Here is a 14,213-nt window from a genome sequence, read left to right as displayed (position 1 = left end):
GCGACGTTCTCAGAAAATATCGCTAGTGACTTACTAACTAGCCACTTTTGCTAGCAGCTTCAGTTTTCGTATCAGCATGTAGCTAGCCAGTGCTTTTCTGCCAACTGCCATTGCGCCACCTGGATGGCGCAAAATACGCAAGGCGGCGACGCCACCAATCACATACAAAGGTATTTTAAGGCTGCGCCAGTTCTTGTCTAGCGGTGAGGCTGCCTTGGTAAGCGTATCGCTATCAACTAATATATCGATACGCTGTTGCTCTAGTTCCGCTAACAAGGCGGCTTTGCGTTCTGCTCGGCTGGGAGGCTTATTGACGGTGTTGGGTTGAGTCATCCTCATTCACCTCCAACAAGGCTCGGTCAGCGGAGAGTTGCTTAAGCGTTTCTTTTAACAGCGTATGTTGCTTGGCTTGCCGAATAGCAATAACCGCTAGTAAAAAACTTAAGGCAATAAGAACGCCTGCACTCACGCCAATCGCAGTCAGCCGATAAGTGTCCCAAAACAGTACGACTACCAGCGCGGTAAGTGTCGCGACGCCTAACAACAGCAACAAAAGGCTGGCTCCTGCCAACAAAAGCAGGGTCAATAAACGAGCGCGCTCCTCTTCTAACTCTAAAACCGCCAAACGAAGCCGAGTCTCACCATTAGCGACTAATGATCTCAGCAGACGTTTGGCGGCAGAGAATACGCGTTGTGTTGGCCCTAAAGCCATTAGCGACGACCGAGAAGCATACCCACCACTAGACCAGCTGCGGCACCAATACCAATACTAGCCCAAGGGTTTTCGTGCACGTAACGATCGCAGCAATCAACTTGCTGAGACAGCGTTTCACGCGTGTCTTCGTAAAGTCGTTCACCGCGAGCTTCTAAGCGCGCTCGGGTGTCTTTCAGTCGTTTTTCTGCGCGCTCACGAAGGTCACGCATCTCGCCACTTGCATCTTTTGACGTGGCATTCATCAACTCTTCTACGGTTTCACTCAGGTGGCGGAGATCTTCCTTCAACTGGTCAGCACGAGCAGAGGTATCAGTATTACGTTTAGCCATGATGTCATCCTTTGACGAGTGAATATGAATAAGTGTCAACTCCAGCATAGCAGCCGTTAATCATAAGACAACCTTAGGTGCTATCGGTTCAGCCCTGACGTACTGAACAGGGGGTTTAAGCTAAAGCCGATGCTGAGACGATGCACGCGATTGTTGTAGTCAATCATGCTCTCTCCGTAGCCGTAGTAGTACTGTAGATGGGCACGCACATTGTTAAATGCAGGCCAGCTGTAGTCTATTTGAGTGCCATAGTTACCCGCGCTTGGGTTGCCACGCAGTTGCCCTGCGACCTCGTGGTTACCATTGAGTCGTTTTGCCAGGCGGATATCGCCATAACCGACATAGCGTTCTATGTCTGGGTTGTCATCGTCGCCGCTGGACTCAGGTACGCGCCAATGAGGAGCGAGTGATAGTGCCCAGTCACCACGTTGGAACGTGCTTTCCAGATAAACTCTGTTCCAACTGCGTGAAAGCGGGTCTGAACGGCCGTTAGACTGATGAATGAAGGAGAGACGATTGCGCGTATTTACCCAGCCTAATGCGCTCCAGGCGTTATCAAAATCAATAAAAATTTCAGGTTCATAGTTAGTTTCCCTGAAGGGGGAAGAAGCATCGGTATTATAGGCCTGCCACCAGCTACGCTGGGTGTAGGCAAAATAGACATCGCCAATGTCGCCAAACACATCCTCTGCGAGGTTGAATTTAGCGCTAAACTGAAATTTCACTTCGACGTCGTTAGGTGGAGAGTCTGCGGAAATGCTACGAAAGTTTTCGCTGTTCTGGTTGGTGCTATAGCTAATAGGGAAAAGATAATTAGTTCGGTGAGTCGTAATCGCAAACGGATTACGTGACGACTCCTGCTCAAATTGGCGGCGTTCACTGAGATCCTCAAGCGCCATCTCTTCTGGAAGCAACTGCGGAGCGGGCGTGGATTCGCTTCCTGCCGGATCTTCAACCTGTTGCAGCTGCTGACGCAACTGATAAAGTTCGCTGTTGAGTGCGCGTATACGAGCCTCAATTTCCTCGCGGGTCTCTGCAATGGCACTTTCAGTGCCTAGCAAAACAATTAAACTAGTTAACAGCAGTTTTCGAATGACCATCAAAATGGCTCGCAAATAAATAAAAGGCAGTTATCAGAGACTCTTCTATACACGCCCATCGCGTAAGTCAACTCCTCCCGTTCGTCAAACGCGTTAGATTGCGTAAGAAGCCAGAACGCCTGACAATGGCGATCTTCCTGATTGGAGTAGTATCCATGTCGATGAGGCATATCTAACGTGGTCAAAAATGCACTGAAGGCACTCCTCAAGCTCTGCTTTATTTATCTATTGTTTACGGCTGCTGGTGCCGTATACGCGCAGGCTGCGTTGCTTGATCAGGTCCCCTCTGAGGAGCAGCTATCTGAGCGATTAGCCGAGCTTGAGTCGCAAGAAAGCGAGCTAACCACCGAGCAAACTCAGGTCAAAGAAGCGTTGACGGCTGCGCTACAAGGCTATGAGCGCCTGCACGCGGTTGAAGAGCGCATTGAGGCGTTAGAGCAACGGGTTGTCCAAGCGCCCGAAATATTGCTTCGTCTAGAGCGTGAGCTGAACGAAGCGGAGGAACAAAGCCGACAGTTCTCAGTGGATAACCTTAGTGATATGCCACTGAATCAGCTGGAAGCGCAGCAAGCAGAGGCCGTCGTGGAGCTTCAGCGGCTTCAAAGCCAGTTAGCCGAAGTTAACTCTCAGCTATTGGCCGCGCAAACACTGCCTGAGCGCGCTCAGCAAGCAATTTCAGATGCGTTACAGCGCACTGAAAGTTTACGCCGTCAGTCTGATGAGCGAGAAGCCTTGCTGGGTGATCGGCAACTATCGGCACGCCACGATGCACAGTTAATTCAGTGGCGCATTGAGCGAGCCCTTGCAGAGCAGGAAGTAAACCTTAACCAGCGTGAACTAAGTGCCAACAGTCGGCTGCGAGAGTTGGCCCAGGAGCGCCGGGAACTCATTGAGCTGCAAATAGACCAGCAGGAGCAGCAGCTTAATTTATTGCAAGGCGTCATTGATCGTCAGCGGCGGCTACAATCTGAGCAGGCAATTGCTGACGCCGCAAAGAATGATCCACTGATCGCTGAAGGGCACCCTGTGGTGCTCAATGCTCAGCAAACGAACCAAGCACTGAGCCTTGAACTGTTGCGAACGACGGATAGAGCGAATGGCATTATACGTGAGAATATTGAAGCCCAGCGTCAGTTAGATCATGTACGGCAGCTTCAACGTAGCCTGAACGAACAAATTGATGCTATTCGTGGTAGCCAATTGTTGTCGCGTATTCTTCGAGAACAGCGCCAGTCGTTACCTTTAGTCGCGCCAAGGCGTGATTTACAAGATGAAATTGCTGATTTGCGTCTCAAACAGTTTGATTTGATTCGGCAGCGTGATCAGTTGCGCCAAAGCGATCGCTTAGCGACCCAGCGCTTGCAGGAAGCAGGGGTTGACGTCACGCCTGGCTTGGTGGACTCCCTAACACGCCTTTATCAGTCGCGCCGTGAATTGGTAGAGCAGCTTGAACAATCTTACGGTAGCCTGCTGAGCGCCGCTATTGAACTTCAACTTAATCAACAACAGCTATTAGAGACGACGCGCGATTTACGGGCGACCATTGATGAACAGCTATTCTGGGTAGCTAATAGCCGTCCTCTAGATTTCAATTGGTTACGACAAATTCCCCACAACCTTCAACTGGAGTGGCGAGAAGGCGAGTGGCGGGCGGTTTTGCCCTCTCAGTGGAAAGGTTTTTCTTGGAAAATGCTGATTGGCGCGCCGTTTATTTTGCTTGGCGTGGTTCTGGTTGGGCTGCGTCGGCGGATTAAAGCACGGCTTGCGCTCATTCACTCACAAATTGGTCGACTGAAAAGCGATACTCAGCTGCATACCACCAAGGCGGTGCTGCTAAACGCTCTGCTTGCGTTGCCAGGGCCGTTGGGGTTAGCAGGTATTGGCATAGGCCTAAGTGAGGCTGAAGGTGCCTTGGCAAGCAGTGTTTCGCCAGCGCTGCTGCAGCTGGCGCTTAGTTGGGCTGTCGTGGCTTGGGGCCGTCGGCTACTCGTTCATGACGGGGTTGCTGAGCGCCATTTCACCTGGGCTCCTGCTTATACAGCGAGGTTGCGTAAGCTGCTGGGTGGTTTCGGACTGGCGTTAGCGCCCGTGGTTGTTATTGCCGCGCTCTCTGGACAAATGGAAACACCGCTGGCGTTGCGCCCAGTGGCGATAGGGCTGTTTGCCGCGGGCCTGGTGGCAATGAGCTGGTGGTTGGCACTATTAATCCTGGCCCATGTGCCATTTTTCGGAGTGCGACTCTTCCGGTTGGTGTTAGGTCTAGCGATGGCTTCAGTGCCGCTAGTACTCCTTGGACTTGTGGTGTGGGGATATGAGTATACGGCGTTGCGGCTAGTTGCTCGCTTTGCAATCACCCTTTACCTGTTGGGCTTGTGGGTCGTCGTTGAGGCCACGGTCGTACGTAGTTTAGCCGTTGCAGCACGGCGGCTAGCTTACCGGCGTGCGCTCGCTAGACGTCGTGCTCAAGTACAAGAGGGCGCAGAAGGTGGGCTGGAGGTCGTTGAAGAGCCACCTTTGGATATGGAGAAAATTAACTCTCAGTCGTTACGCCTATCAAAGTTGATTTTGTTGATTGGCTTCAGTGCCCTGCTGTATCTGGTGTGGTCAGACCTGCTGGCGGTACTGAGTTATTTAGACCAAGTGTCAATATGGGATGCGGAAGAGGGGGATTTGGTCGGAGACGCACTATCGATTTCCGATGTGTTTACCTCGCTACTTGTGATTGCCATCACGTTCATTATGGCGCGTAACTTGCCTGGCTTGTTGGAAGTAATGGTGCTTTCACGCTTGTCCTTAAAGCAGGGTAGTGCTTATGCCATTAGCTCGCTGCTTTCTTATACCATTGTTGGTACTGGCGTAGTGATGGCATTGGCCACGCTGGGCGTTTCTTGGAATAAATTGCAGTGGCTGGTGGCGGCGCTGAGCGTGGGCTTAGGCTTTGGTCTTCAGGAAATATTTGCCAACTTTATTTCTGGTTTGATCATTCTGTTTGAGCGCCCAATTCGCATTGGTGACACCATCACGCTGGGTAATCTACATGGCACGGTCAGTCGGATTCGCATCCGGGCGACTACCGTGACCGACTTTGACCGAAAAGAAATTATCATTCCGAACAAAACGTTTGTGACGGACCAGCTCATTAACTGGTCACTTTCGGATAACGTGACCCGCGTGGTGCTGACTTACGGTGTTGCTCATGGGTCTGATCTGCCTTTAGTGCATACATTGCTGCGCCAGGCTGCCGACGAAAATGAACGAGTGTTAGAAGACCCAGAACCTCAGGTTTTCTGCCTGAACTACGGGCCGCACAGCCTGAATTTTGAGCTGCGCATTTTCGTTAACGATTTGCTTGACCGCTTGTTTGCTGCTGACGAAGTTAACTGCCGGATCGACGAGCTGTTCCGTGAAGCGGGCGTTAGGGTGGCCTTCGAGCAGATGGACGTGTGGCTGCACCGCGACCGAGGCGAGTCAGTTAAAGTGCAGTCAGCTAACCGGCTGCCTCCTGATAACCTAAGCTAATGACTAGGTTAGCATCGAGGGGCTTGTGTTTAAGTACTGGTTTTTAAACGCTTGGTTCTTCATGTTTGGTGGCGAACAGTAAAAACTCCCGATTACCGTCACCACCGGTAATCGGACTTTCCTGCCAGTGGCTAATGACTAGGCCGCACTCTGTGCAAGCATCGCGTATCTTTTGTTCTACCTCTGCATAGCGGCTAGCGTTACGCACGATGCCACGCTTATCCAGTGCGCCTGGTGCTAACTCAAACTGTGGCTTTACTAATGAGAGTAGTTGCCCCCCAGTGGGAAGAAGGGCGGCGATCTCAGGCAAAATCAGGGTTTGCGAGATGAACGAAACGTCCATCACGGCTATATCGATAGGGTGTTTAGCCACGGCGTGTTGAAGGGCTGTCGATGATGCCATGTGACGAGCATTTAAGCCTTCAAGACACGTGACTCTCGGGTCATCACGTAAGCACTCGGCTAGCTGGGTATGCCCGACTTCAACACCGATAACATGTCGGGCGCCAAATTGAAGTGAGCAATCGGTAAAACCTCCCGTTGATTGGCCAACGTCTAACACGATGCACCCTTCCAGGCGCATGTCTAGAGCGTTAAGAACGCCCTCTAATTTTAATCCTGCCCGGGAAACGTAACGTTCCTCAGGGTCTTCATCAATATGAAGTGGAGTATCCAGCGGCCATTTTTCGGATGGTTTTACGAGTGGCGTGCCATCTTGAAGAAACACGCGACCGTTGCGAATTAATCGCTGCGCGCGTGTACGTGAACTGGCCAGCCCTTGGCTGACCAATAATTGGTCTAATCGTGTTAGTTGAGTCATTGTCGTCAATATGGCGGTTATTAAACGCTGCTAGCGAGTCTCGCTACGGAGTATGTGGCCCTTTGTCTGCCTGCAGTTCGGTAGGGGGTAAGCGGCTAGCTCCCCAGCTGCGATGCAGATAGCCTTTTACAGATTCAAGTTCTTCTTCCGTTACTGTGGCTAACTCGCCACGCTCCAACGGATCAAAGTGGTAAATATATAATCGAGACGTGAACTGTTCGAAGGGGAGTGAGGCTTCGCCAAAGCGTTCTCCGTTACCTGAGGTGCTAACTTTAACGCCGTCTCCCCAATCTTGGCCGCTGTCGTTATTGGGGTTGTAAAAATAGATCCTCATCACATCGTTGGGATCTAGTGAGGCGCGCAAAATGGTAATTGCATGCCAACCAATAAACCGGGCAGCACTGTCAGTGACGGCAATGCCAGCAGGCTGAGGATGAATTAGCGGTTGGTTGCCATTGTAGTAAGGGTGATAGCTGGCGTAGAAGTGACGAATAAAACTATCTACGCCGCTAAGTTGGCCGGAGGCAACATCAACGTTGATGCTAAAGCCCCGACCTGACCACCATCCGTGAAATTCTGGGTTAACCCAGCGGTGGGGATCGCCTTCGCGGCCAATGCAGCGCCTGCCCATCTCAGCGTAAATACGGTCAAGATGGGGGACAACGATCAACGAGGCTGGGTCGAGGTCCATCGGAAGCTCGGAGGCAACGCCTGAGGCGCTCTCCATTGAAGAGATTGGCTGACCCTCGAAATGCATAATGATTTCATCATCACGCGCAGCCCAAGCCACCATTTGCAGTAGATAGTCAGGGTCGTTATAAGCCCACATAGAAAGCGCTCTCGCTGACTGGCAGGTAGGGTTGTTGCCCTGTCCTACACCCAGCGGCAGTCCTAGCATGCAAAGCACACCTTCAATTAAACGTGCGCGGGGTGATGCATCTTCACCATAAGCAAGATTCAAGCGTGCTTCTGACCACTCTGAAAGCTTTAGATTTAGCTGCCGCCACATCGCTGGGGCAACCGGGGGTTGATAGAGAATGCCCCGCTCCAGTAACAGTGCCAAGCCATACACCGCTTGGGCTGTGGCGGGATAAACACCACCGCGAATCAGTGCATGCACTAGCTCGCGATAGCAGAGTAGGCAGTCACGCCCCGTCGACGAGAGACCCAGTGCCTCTGATAGAAGGTGGTCGCCCTCTTCGAGTAAATAGCGCATCAGTATCGTGTGATAGGGCGACACCAGCCCTGTGTCATGCATCGCACGGGCGAAGCCTGTGGATTCCGCTTGCAAAGCCGCGTTATCCATACGCTCCAGGCGTTCACGGTATAGCTCAACGCCGGGGTCTTCACGACAAGCTTGGGTCGGCCCGAAAAGTGAACTAACCAGCCTGTCAGCCCCTTGACCACTTGCTCCCAAATCAATTGCTGGATTAACTTGGCACAGCGCAATTTGGGTGATCATCTGTTTTATGGCATCAACCTGTATAGGGCGCTGTTTTAAAATGCGCCATATTTCATCAATTAGCTGATCAATAACGTGTTCGTAGCCAATTCGGTCGGCTAGGTGTTGAAACAGTTGCCGGGGAATCGTCGCTAATCGACCCTGGGTTTCCCGTTCGGCTTCGCTAGGTGCGTTAAATAACAGCCACAGATTGATGGCCATTACTTGGGTTAAATAGTGGTGTGCATGCTCTTGGGATACCAGAGCATGTAAGTAATCACCTTTGGCGACTGCTAAAAGTCGCAGCTCACTCAGCGCCTCAATAACGACCACATTGGCGTCAGGGCTTTTCAGAGAGAACGTAGTGAGAGTAGGTACTAGGAACTGTGGGGTTTCCCAGTCTGAACCTGCAAACACGCCGGCGGATTCAAAATCCGCCGCGCGTGCTTCGAGGGCAGCGCAGCCACCCTCCTGCATCAAGATTCGGCGCGCAGTATCCATTACGCGGGGCAGTTTCGCCGGTTTAGAAAAAGCAGGCGCCTGCGAAAGCAGGCGCACCGCATCATCAAATTTGCTCAGCAATCCATTGAGCTTGCCATCTTCAGTTGAAGATGCCTCTTGATTGATCGTCACATTGACTCCTTATCCCAGCCGAGGCAGGGATTATACATAGAAGTCGAGGTCTTCTTGGCGTTTAAGCAGATCACGCAGTGTATGTGCGTCTTCGCCTTTAAAGTAGACCAAGCCCCAGTGGGTACCAAACGCCGTACGTTTAGTGACGGTTTCTTCAACCGGTGATGTCAGCTCGTGGGATTCAAAATAGGGGTGATCCTCTGTTTCTTCAGGAATCTCCAGGCGGCTAACAACCCGGCGGCGGGGATAAACGCCAAAGCAGCCCGCGAACCCATCTGCGTCCACCACTTCTTTGGGAAAGAAAGCAGCGACCTCTTCTTTTGTACTTTTAGGATCGAATACCAGCATTGATGCCTGATAGGCGTTAAATCCATAAACCCGCTCAAGAAGTTCGAAGACTTTAAAGCCAGGTGGGCGGTAAGCGACTTCACCAAAGTACATTTCCCCGTCGCTGGTGACAAAGTACTCGGGATGAATGAGGCCGAATTCAATATCAAACGCTTTGATCAGCTTTTCGATTTGTGCCGTAATCTGCTCGCGGTATTTTTCAAGCTCTGGAGACGCGGGCACAAATACTGAGTAGCCAAGTGTGACGTACTCTGAAATATTCAGGAAAGCGATCTTGCCATCGTGAATCCACGCTTCAACGGCGAATTCCCAGCCGTCTAAGTGAGACTCCATCAGCACAGGGAACTCTTCGTCGGGGATAGTATCGACTTCATCCGGTGTGCGAATAACGCGGTGGCCAAGACAGCCAGCCTTATCGAACGCCTTCAGGTGAATAGGGTCGTTGGGGTCGCCATCCAGCTTGAGTAGCGTCTGATTAACGCGTTTAAGGAAGCGTACTACGTCATCTTTATCGTGGGCTTCTTCGAAAATACCCACACGGATGCCGCCAAGCTGGGCGCGACGCTTCATCAATGCTTTGTCGCGCAGCAACAGCGATTGCCCGTAAATACGTGGATTGTCGAGTAGCACAGAATTAATAGCGCCAGCCCACTCAACGGTTTCCTCATAAAGCGGAATAGCGACGTCGACGCCTTTTTCTTTCAGCGTTTCAGCAATTTCGATGGAGCGATCATTGAGACGCTCAAAATTCCATGGAACGTAGGGAATATCATGTTTCTGGCAGTACTCCTCGGCCCAGTCGGGTGCAACCACGATGTAGCGGCGGTCAAAATTCTCAGCCGCTTCGATCGCATTGAGGCTCCAACCTAGTAGGGCGATATAGCCCTTATTGGTATCCTTTTGCATGACGGTGACTCCTGTGGGTGAGTGAATAAAGTTGCCATACCACTTACTTCACCATACACGATAGGGCCTTCCGTCGGCTAATTAGCAGCCACTGAAGGTGAAAGTAGCCAAAAATAAGCGCTTTTGAGGGTGGCATACTAAAGAGCAAACCCCTGAGTATGTTAGGCTAGGCTCCTTAACATTATGTTCAAGTGGCAAGAGGAATAGGCCAAGATGGCGGCCAAGCCGATCTACCGTGTGGTGGTTCACCAGCAGGGTGAAATATGGGATTTATACGTCAGAGAAATCTTTCAAAGCGAACTCTGGGGCTTTATTGAAGTCGAGGAGTTTGTCTTTGACGATGCGTCGCGGGTTGTTGTTGATCCAGGGGCGGAAAAGCTACAGCGTACCTTTGACGGTGTTAAGCGCAGTTATCTGCCGCTTAACGCCATTGTGCGTATTGACGAAGTAGAACGTGAAGGCCCTTTGAAAGCAGTTAAAAGCGATGCCCGCGTCGCAGAGTTTCCTCGTCCCTTTCCATTGCCGCCTCGTGGAGAAGGGTAAGCGCCTAGACAAGCGCACCGCTTTGAGCGATACGCGCGACGGCTTCGTCTGCCTCGCGCGTTTTTACAATCAGGACATGACGTCATGCAAGTAAATAAACTTCGTAGTAGTTGTTACGCCACTGCCGTTGGCGTGTTGTTGAGTATTGGAGGAGCTCCTGCATTTGCTCAGTCTGATAACCAAGCTTGGGTAAGCGATGAGTTAAGCACGTATGTGCGTAGTGGCCCCACCGATGGTTATCGTATTGTGGGAACGTTAAATGCAGGTGAGCAGGTCGAGGCGCTTGAAACAAGCGGTGATTATACTCGCGTACGTAGTAGTAGCGGCGATACGGTGTGGGTGCTCAGTAGCGAACTACAGCAAGACCCGAGTGCCCGTCAACAGTTACCCGTACTACAAGCCCAAGTCGATGAGCTTACCCAAGAATTGGATGGCATTAACGATACTTGGGAGCAGCGCATTTCTTCTATGACGGAAACACTTGATATCCGTGAAAAGCGGATCGTCGAGTTAGAAGCGCGTAACCACGAGCTTGATAGTGAAGCAGAGCAGTCTCGCCAGCAGGTGCGTGCCTTGCAGGCGCGCCTAGAAACGCAGGAAGAAGATCTGCTGATGCGCTATTTCATGTACGGTGGTGGGGTTGCCGGTGCTGGGTTATTAGTGGGTCTGATTGTTCCCCATTTGCCGCGTCGTCGTAAAAAGAGAGACCGCTGGTTTTAAAGCGACGTTAAAAAATAAGCGTTTCGGATAAATTTCGAGTACGAGGTGGCCGCAATGGAAAACCCCTGGCGCCAACGTTGGCAAGAGGGACGTATTGGCTTTCATTTGTCTGATACGCACCCGGCGCTTGTCCAGTACTGGCCTACGCTTAATGTGACGCCTGGGGCCAAAGTACTTGTGCCGTTATGCGGAAAAAGCCTGGATATGCGTTGGCTAGCAGATGCAGGGCACCCCGTGCTGGGCATTGAGTTGGCTCCTGAAGCAATCGAGCAGTTTCTGGCCCAGCGCAATGCGAGTGTATCGCGCTATACCCAGGCAGGTTTTAATGTCTCACGCCAGGGTAGCGTTGAAGTGTGGTGCGGTGACTTTTTCCACTTGCACATCAAGCAGGCAGCGGAAGTGGGCGCATTTTATGACCGCGCTTCATTAATTGCACTGCCTCCGGCTACTCGAGAGCGCTATGCCTTCCACCTTGCCCAGTTAGTGCCGCCTGGTGCTAAAGGGTTATTAGTGGGGTTAACCCACGATGAAGACAATGCAGGCCCACCTTACAGTGTGCCCAACGGCGAAATTGAGCATTTGTTTATGCCCAACTTCCGCGTTGAATTGGTTGAGAATAGAGAGGCTGATGAACGGGGCCGCAGCGAAAGTATTTGGGTGCTGGAGCGTCGTGGCCCGCACGTATAAATCTGCCCGCAAAGCGGGCAGATGTTCTCAGAATAAGCTATCAGGATAAAACGGTTTAGCGAGCGAGTAAGCGGCCCAACTCTGGGTCACTAAACGCACGATTTAAACCATCACTTAACAAATCGTTTAGCATGCGTGCATTGGCATCTTCGCTGGGCTTGATGGCATAGCCTTGGGTGCGTCGCGAGGTGTAAGTGCCGGTATACGTCGTGCCTTTGTTCTGGGCAATCGCTCGGAAAACTCCCTCAATACGCGCTTCGTCGATCAGCGGTTGGCCGCTTTCACCTTTGGCATAGTTAAGGCCAGCGAGTTCAAGAGTAATGCTCGGGCGGCCTTGGGCAGCATCGCGAGTAGGAGTGAACCCCATATCGCGCACAGCGCGTTCTGCTTCGGCTTGCAGCTGCGGAATGAGCTCATGACTGCTCACGGTAATCTGCGCGGTCGACATACTGCCACCTGAGCGTGTTCCAATCACTTCACTTTCCCTGGCATCAGCAGTTATCACGGTGACTTGTTGGCCAGAGCCTGTCTGCGGCACGCTGGCGCTGCGCTCTGGGCTTAGCTGTAGGTACTGAGGGCTAGCGCAGGCCGCTAGCAAAACGCTGGTAAGCAGCGCACCAGAGAGGTGTAAAAAATGGCGCCGACGCATGGTCTTCCTCCGCTATGGCTAAAACGTCAGTATAACGCGGGTAGTGTGCTGGCGGTATGTTCTGGTGGCGTGGGTTGTGCCGTCGCTTTCAACGCCGTGTCGTGAGAAGCGCCGTCAGCGATATCGATCAAATGCGTTAGGCTGTTTTTTGGGAATCGGGACCAAGGATTAACCAGACGGACAATAAAATGACGGCAGACCCTGATAGGAATCCGCTGGAAATCGTTTCATCAAGCACTAAAAAGCCCCATAGCACAGCGAAGGGTGGTACTAAGAAGGTGACAGTGAGCGACCGTAAAGGCCCGATGTCGGCGATCAATCTAAAATAGAGGATATAAGCGAGAGAGGTGCATAAAAATCCGACGGCTAACAGACTGATCCACACATCACCTTGAAGCCAATCAATGCTAGGGCCATATGAAATATTCCAGATCAAAAAGGGGCTGAGAAAAGCGGTCGCGCCTATTTGACTGCCAAACGCTACCAGCGTTGAATCCAGGCCGCCCTGTTGGGTTATCCACTTTCGGGTGAGAAACCCCGCAAAGCCGTAACCAACAGTGGCTATGATACAAGTCGCCACGCCAATGTATATATTGCCGACGATATTTGAATCACCCACCGTAGTAATGACCGTAATACCGATAATACCTAATGTGACACCTATCCATTTTCTTAACGATAAACGCTCGCCAAAGATAAATAAGCCAATCATTGCACCCGTTAAAGGCGTTGTGGCATTTAAAATAGCGGAGTATCCAGCAGGTAATAATGTTGCTGCTATGCTGTACATAAGAAAAGGAATGCCTGAGTTGATAGCGCCCAATATCAAAACCTTGCCTAGTTTACCTCTGAATTCCAGGCTTTTGCGTATGATTAAGATGATAAAAGCTAAACCCAGTAGGCCAAAAAAGACTCTAAAAAATGCTGTGTTGATTGGCCCTATCGCTGGGGAGGCGATGCGCATGAAAAGAAAGCTCGCTCCCCAGATAGCGGCTAATGATAGGAGTCGTATATAGTCGATTGCTTTCATTTTATTCCCCATTTTAAGGTTTTCTATTAGTCAACAAGCCCTAGGGTTATCCTCGTGTGGCTCAGTATTGCCGCCTTTGGAACATGGGAGAAACCCGTTTCTTGCTGTCTTTGTAGTCGGTACAAAATAGGCATCGCTATGACGTTTACAGATCTGTTTGAAAACGACGATATGAAGTTGATTAACCTGCTTCCAGAAGATGGGGCGGTCTATTACCACGGCAAACTTCTAGAGACGGCCATTGCCGATATGTATCTAGCTAAATGTCGGGACGAACTAAGTTGGGAGCATGATCGAGCGTTTATTTACGGAAAAGAGATCGTTACCAAGAGGAAAATAGCCTGGTATGCAGATGCGCCGGTCTCTTATACCTACTCTGGATATACCAAGATGGCGTCAGTGTGGCCTGGTTTTTTACAAGAGATTAAGCAGGTAGTGGAGAGTAACTGCGGTGACGTATTTAATTCGTGCTTGTGTAACTTCTATAGTTCAGGCGCGGAAGGTATGAGTTGGCACAGTGATGCTGAAAAAGACCTGGTTGAGAATGGTGTGATTGGTGCGTTGAGCCTAGGTGGCGAAAGGAGATTTTCGTTTAAACATAAACAAACAGGGGAGAGTCTATCGCTTAATCTAGAGCACGGTAGTCTGTTGGTGATGAAAGGTGCCACGCAGCAAAACTGGCTACATAGCCTGCCTAAAACCAAGAAAGATTGTGAGCCGCGGGTGAGCCTCACGTTTAGGCAAATGCGCTAACCAACTGTTGATACAGGCTG

The 14,213-nt window shown here is 51.2% G+C and carries 14 protein-coding genes; 5 read left to right on the top strand and 9 right to left on the bottom strand.

What is annotated here, in order from left to right:
* Nucleotides 1–33: 33 nt before the first annotated feature.
* The 4 genes from CEK60_RS08390 to CEK60_RS08375 form a co-directional block, all read right to left on the bottom strand.
* A complete protein-coding gene (locus CEK60_RS08390) occupies nt 34–333 on the bottom strand; it encodes a YqjK family protein (protein ID WP_089038634.1) in 300 nt (99 codons plus the stop codon).
* Complete coding sequence (locus CEK60_RS08385; protein WP_089038633.1) at nt 308–712, bottom strand: phage holin family protein; 405 nt, start codon at nt 710–712, stop codon at nt 308–310. Before CEK60_RS08385 ends, CEK60_RS08390 begins: the two co-directional genes overlap by 26 nt.
* Nucleotides 712–1,044, bottom strand: coding sequence for a DUF883 family protein (locus tag CEK60_RS08380; RefSeq protein ID WP_030070257.1), 333 nt, complete (start codon nt 1,042–1,044; stop codon nt 712–714). The genes CEK60_RS08385 and CEK60_RS08380 overlap by 1 nt, the downstream gene beginning before the upstream one ends.
* A gap of 80 nt (nt 1,045–1,124) precedes the next feature.
* On the bottom strand, nt 1,125–2,144 hold the full coding sequence (locus tag CEK60_RS08375) for a phospholipase A (protein ID WP_089038632.1): 1,020 nt from the start codon (nt 2,142–2,144) through the stop codon (nt 1,125–1,127).
* Nucleotides 2,145–2,321: 177 nt separating this feature from the next.
* On the opposite strand from CEK60_RS08375, the gene mscK reads away from it, so the two are divergent.
* Nucleotides 2,322–5,663, top strand: coding sequence for a mechanosensitive channel MscK (gene mscK / locus CEK60_RS08370; RefSeq protein WP_089038631.1), 3,342 nt, complete (start codon nt 2,322–2,324; stop codon nt 5,661–5,663).
* Nucleotides 5,664–5,706: 43 nt separating this feature from the next.
* Here the strand turns inward: mscK and CEK60_RS08365 are convergent, their stop codons facing one another.
* The 3 genes from CEK60_RS08365 to CEK60_RS08355 are packed head-to-tail and all read right to left on the bottom strand — an operon-like array spanning nt 5,707 to nt 9,811.
* The gene (locus CEK60_RS08365; protein ID WP_089038630.1) at nt 5,707–6,483 is read right to left on the bottom strand and encodes a TlyA family RNA methyltransferase; all 777 of its coding nucleotides are present in this window, start codon (nt 6,481–6,483) and stop codon (nt 5,707–5,709) included.
* Nucleotides 6,484–6,526: 43 nt separating this feature from the next.
* Entirely contained in the window at nt 6,527–8,557 is a 2,031-nt protein-coding gene (locus CEK60_RS08360) for a hypothetical protein (RefSeq protein WP_089038629.1), read from the bottom strand.
* A 30-nt stretch (nt 8,558–8,587) separates the two neighbouring features.
* On the bottom strand, nt 8,588–9,811 hold the full coding sequence (locus CEK60_RS08355; RefSeq protein WP_089038628.1) for an ATP-grasp domain-containing protein: 1,224 nt from the start codon (nt 9,809–9,811) through the stop codon (nt 8,588–8,590).
* A gap of 213 nt (nt 9,812–10,024) precedes the next feature.
* Between CEK60_RS08355 and CEK60_RS08350 the strand changes: the two genes are divergently transcribed.
* The 3 genes from CEK60_RS08350 (at nt 10,025) to CEK60_RS08340 (ending at nt 11,761) form a co-directional block, all read left to right on the top strand.
* Nucleotides 10,025–10,354 carry a DUF1820 family protein gene (locus CEK60_RS08350; RefSeq protein WP_083002455.1) on the top strand — a complete coding sequence of 110 codons (330 nt, stop codon included), beginning with the start codon at nt 10,025–10,027 and terminating at the stop codon, nt 10,352–10,354.
* 84 nt (nt 10,355–10,438) lie between these two features.
* The gene (locus CEK60_RS08345; protein WP_089038627.1) at nt 10,439–11,074 is read left to right on the top strand and encodes a TIGR04211 family SH3 domain-containing protein; all 636 of its coding nucleotides are present in this window, start codon (nt 10,439–10,441) and stop codon (nt 11,072–11,074) included.
* 54 nt (nt 11,075–11,128) lie between these two features.
* Nucleotides 11,129–11,761, top strand: a complete 633-nt coding sequence (locus tag CEK60_RS08340) for a thiopurine S-methyltransferase (protein WP_089038626.1) — start codon at nt 11,129–11,131, stop codon at nt 11,759–11,761.
* Nucleotides 11,762–11,816: 55 nt separating this feature from the next.
* Here the strand turns inward: CEK60_RS08340 and CEK60_RS08335 are convergent, their stop codons facing one another.
* Together CEK60_RS08335 and CEK60_RS08330 are read right to left on the bottom strand one after the other, a co-directional pair.
* Nucleotides 11,817–12,410 (bottom strand): YajG family lipoprotein, encoded by a 594-nt coding sequence (locus CEK60_RS08335; RefSeq protein ID WP_089038625.1) that lies wholly within the window; start codon nt 12,408–12,410, stop codon nt 11,817–11,819.
* Between the two features lie 136 nt (nt 12,411–12,546).
* Entirely contained in the window at nt 12,547–13,440 is an 894-nt protein-coding gene (locus tag CEK60_RS08330) for a DMT family transporter (protein ID WP_089040882.1), read from the bottom strand.
* Between the two features lie 138 nt (nt 13,441–13,578).
* Here CEK60_RS08330 and CEK60_RS08325 point away from each other — a divergent pair, with 138 nt between their 5' ends.
* Nucleotides 13,579–14,193 (top strand): alpha-ketoglutarate-dependent dioxygenase AlkB family protein, encoded by a 615-nt coding sequence (locus CEK60_RS08325; protein ID WP_089038624.1) that lies wholly within the window; start codon nt 13,579–13,581, stop codon nt 14,191–14,193.
* The last annotated feature ends 20 nt before the right edge of the window (nt 14,194–14,213 follow it).

The organism is Halomonas sp. N3-2A, from assembly GCF_002216165.1.
Lineage (GTDB): Bacteria > Pseudomonadota > Gammaproteobacteria > Pseudomonadales > Halomonadaceae > Vreelandella.
This window is presented reverse-complemented; position numbering and strand designations above follow the sequence as displayed.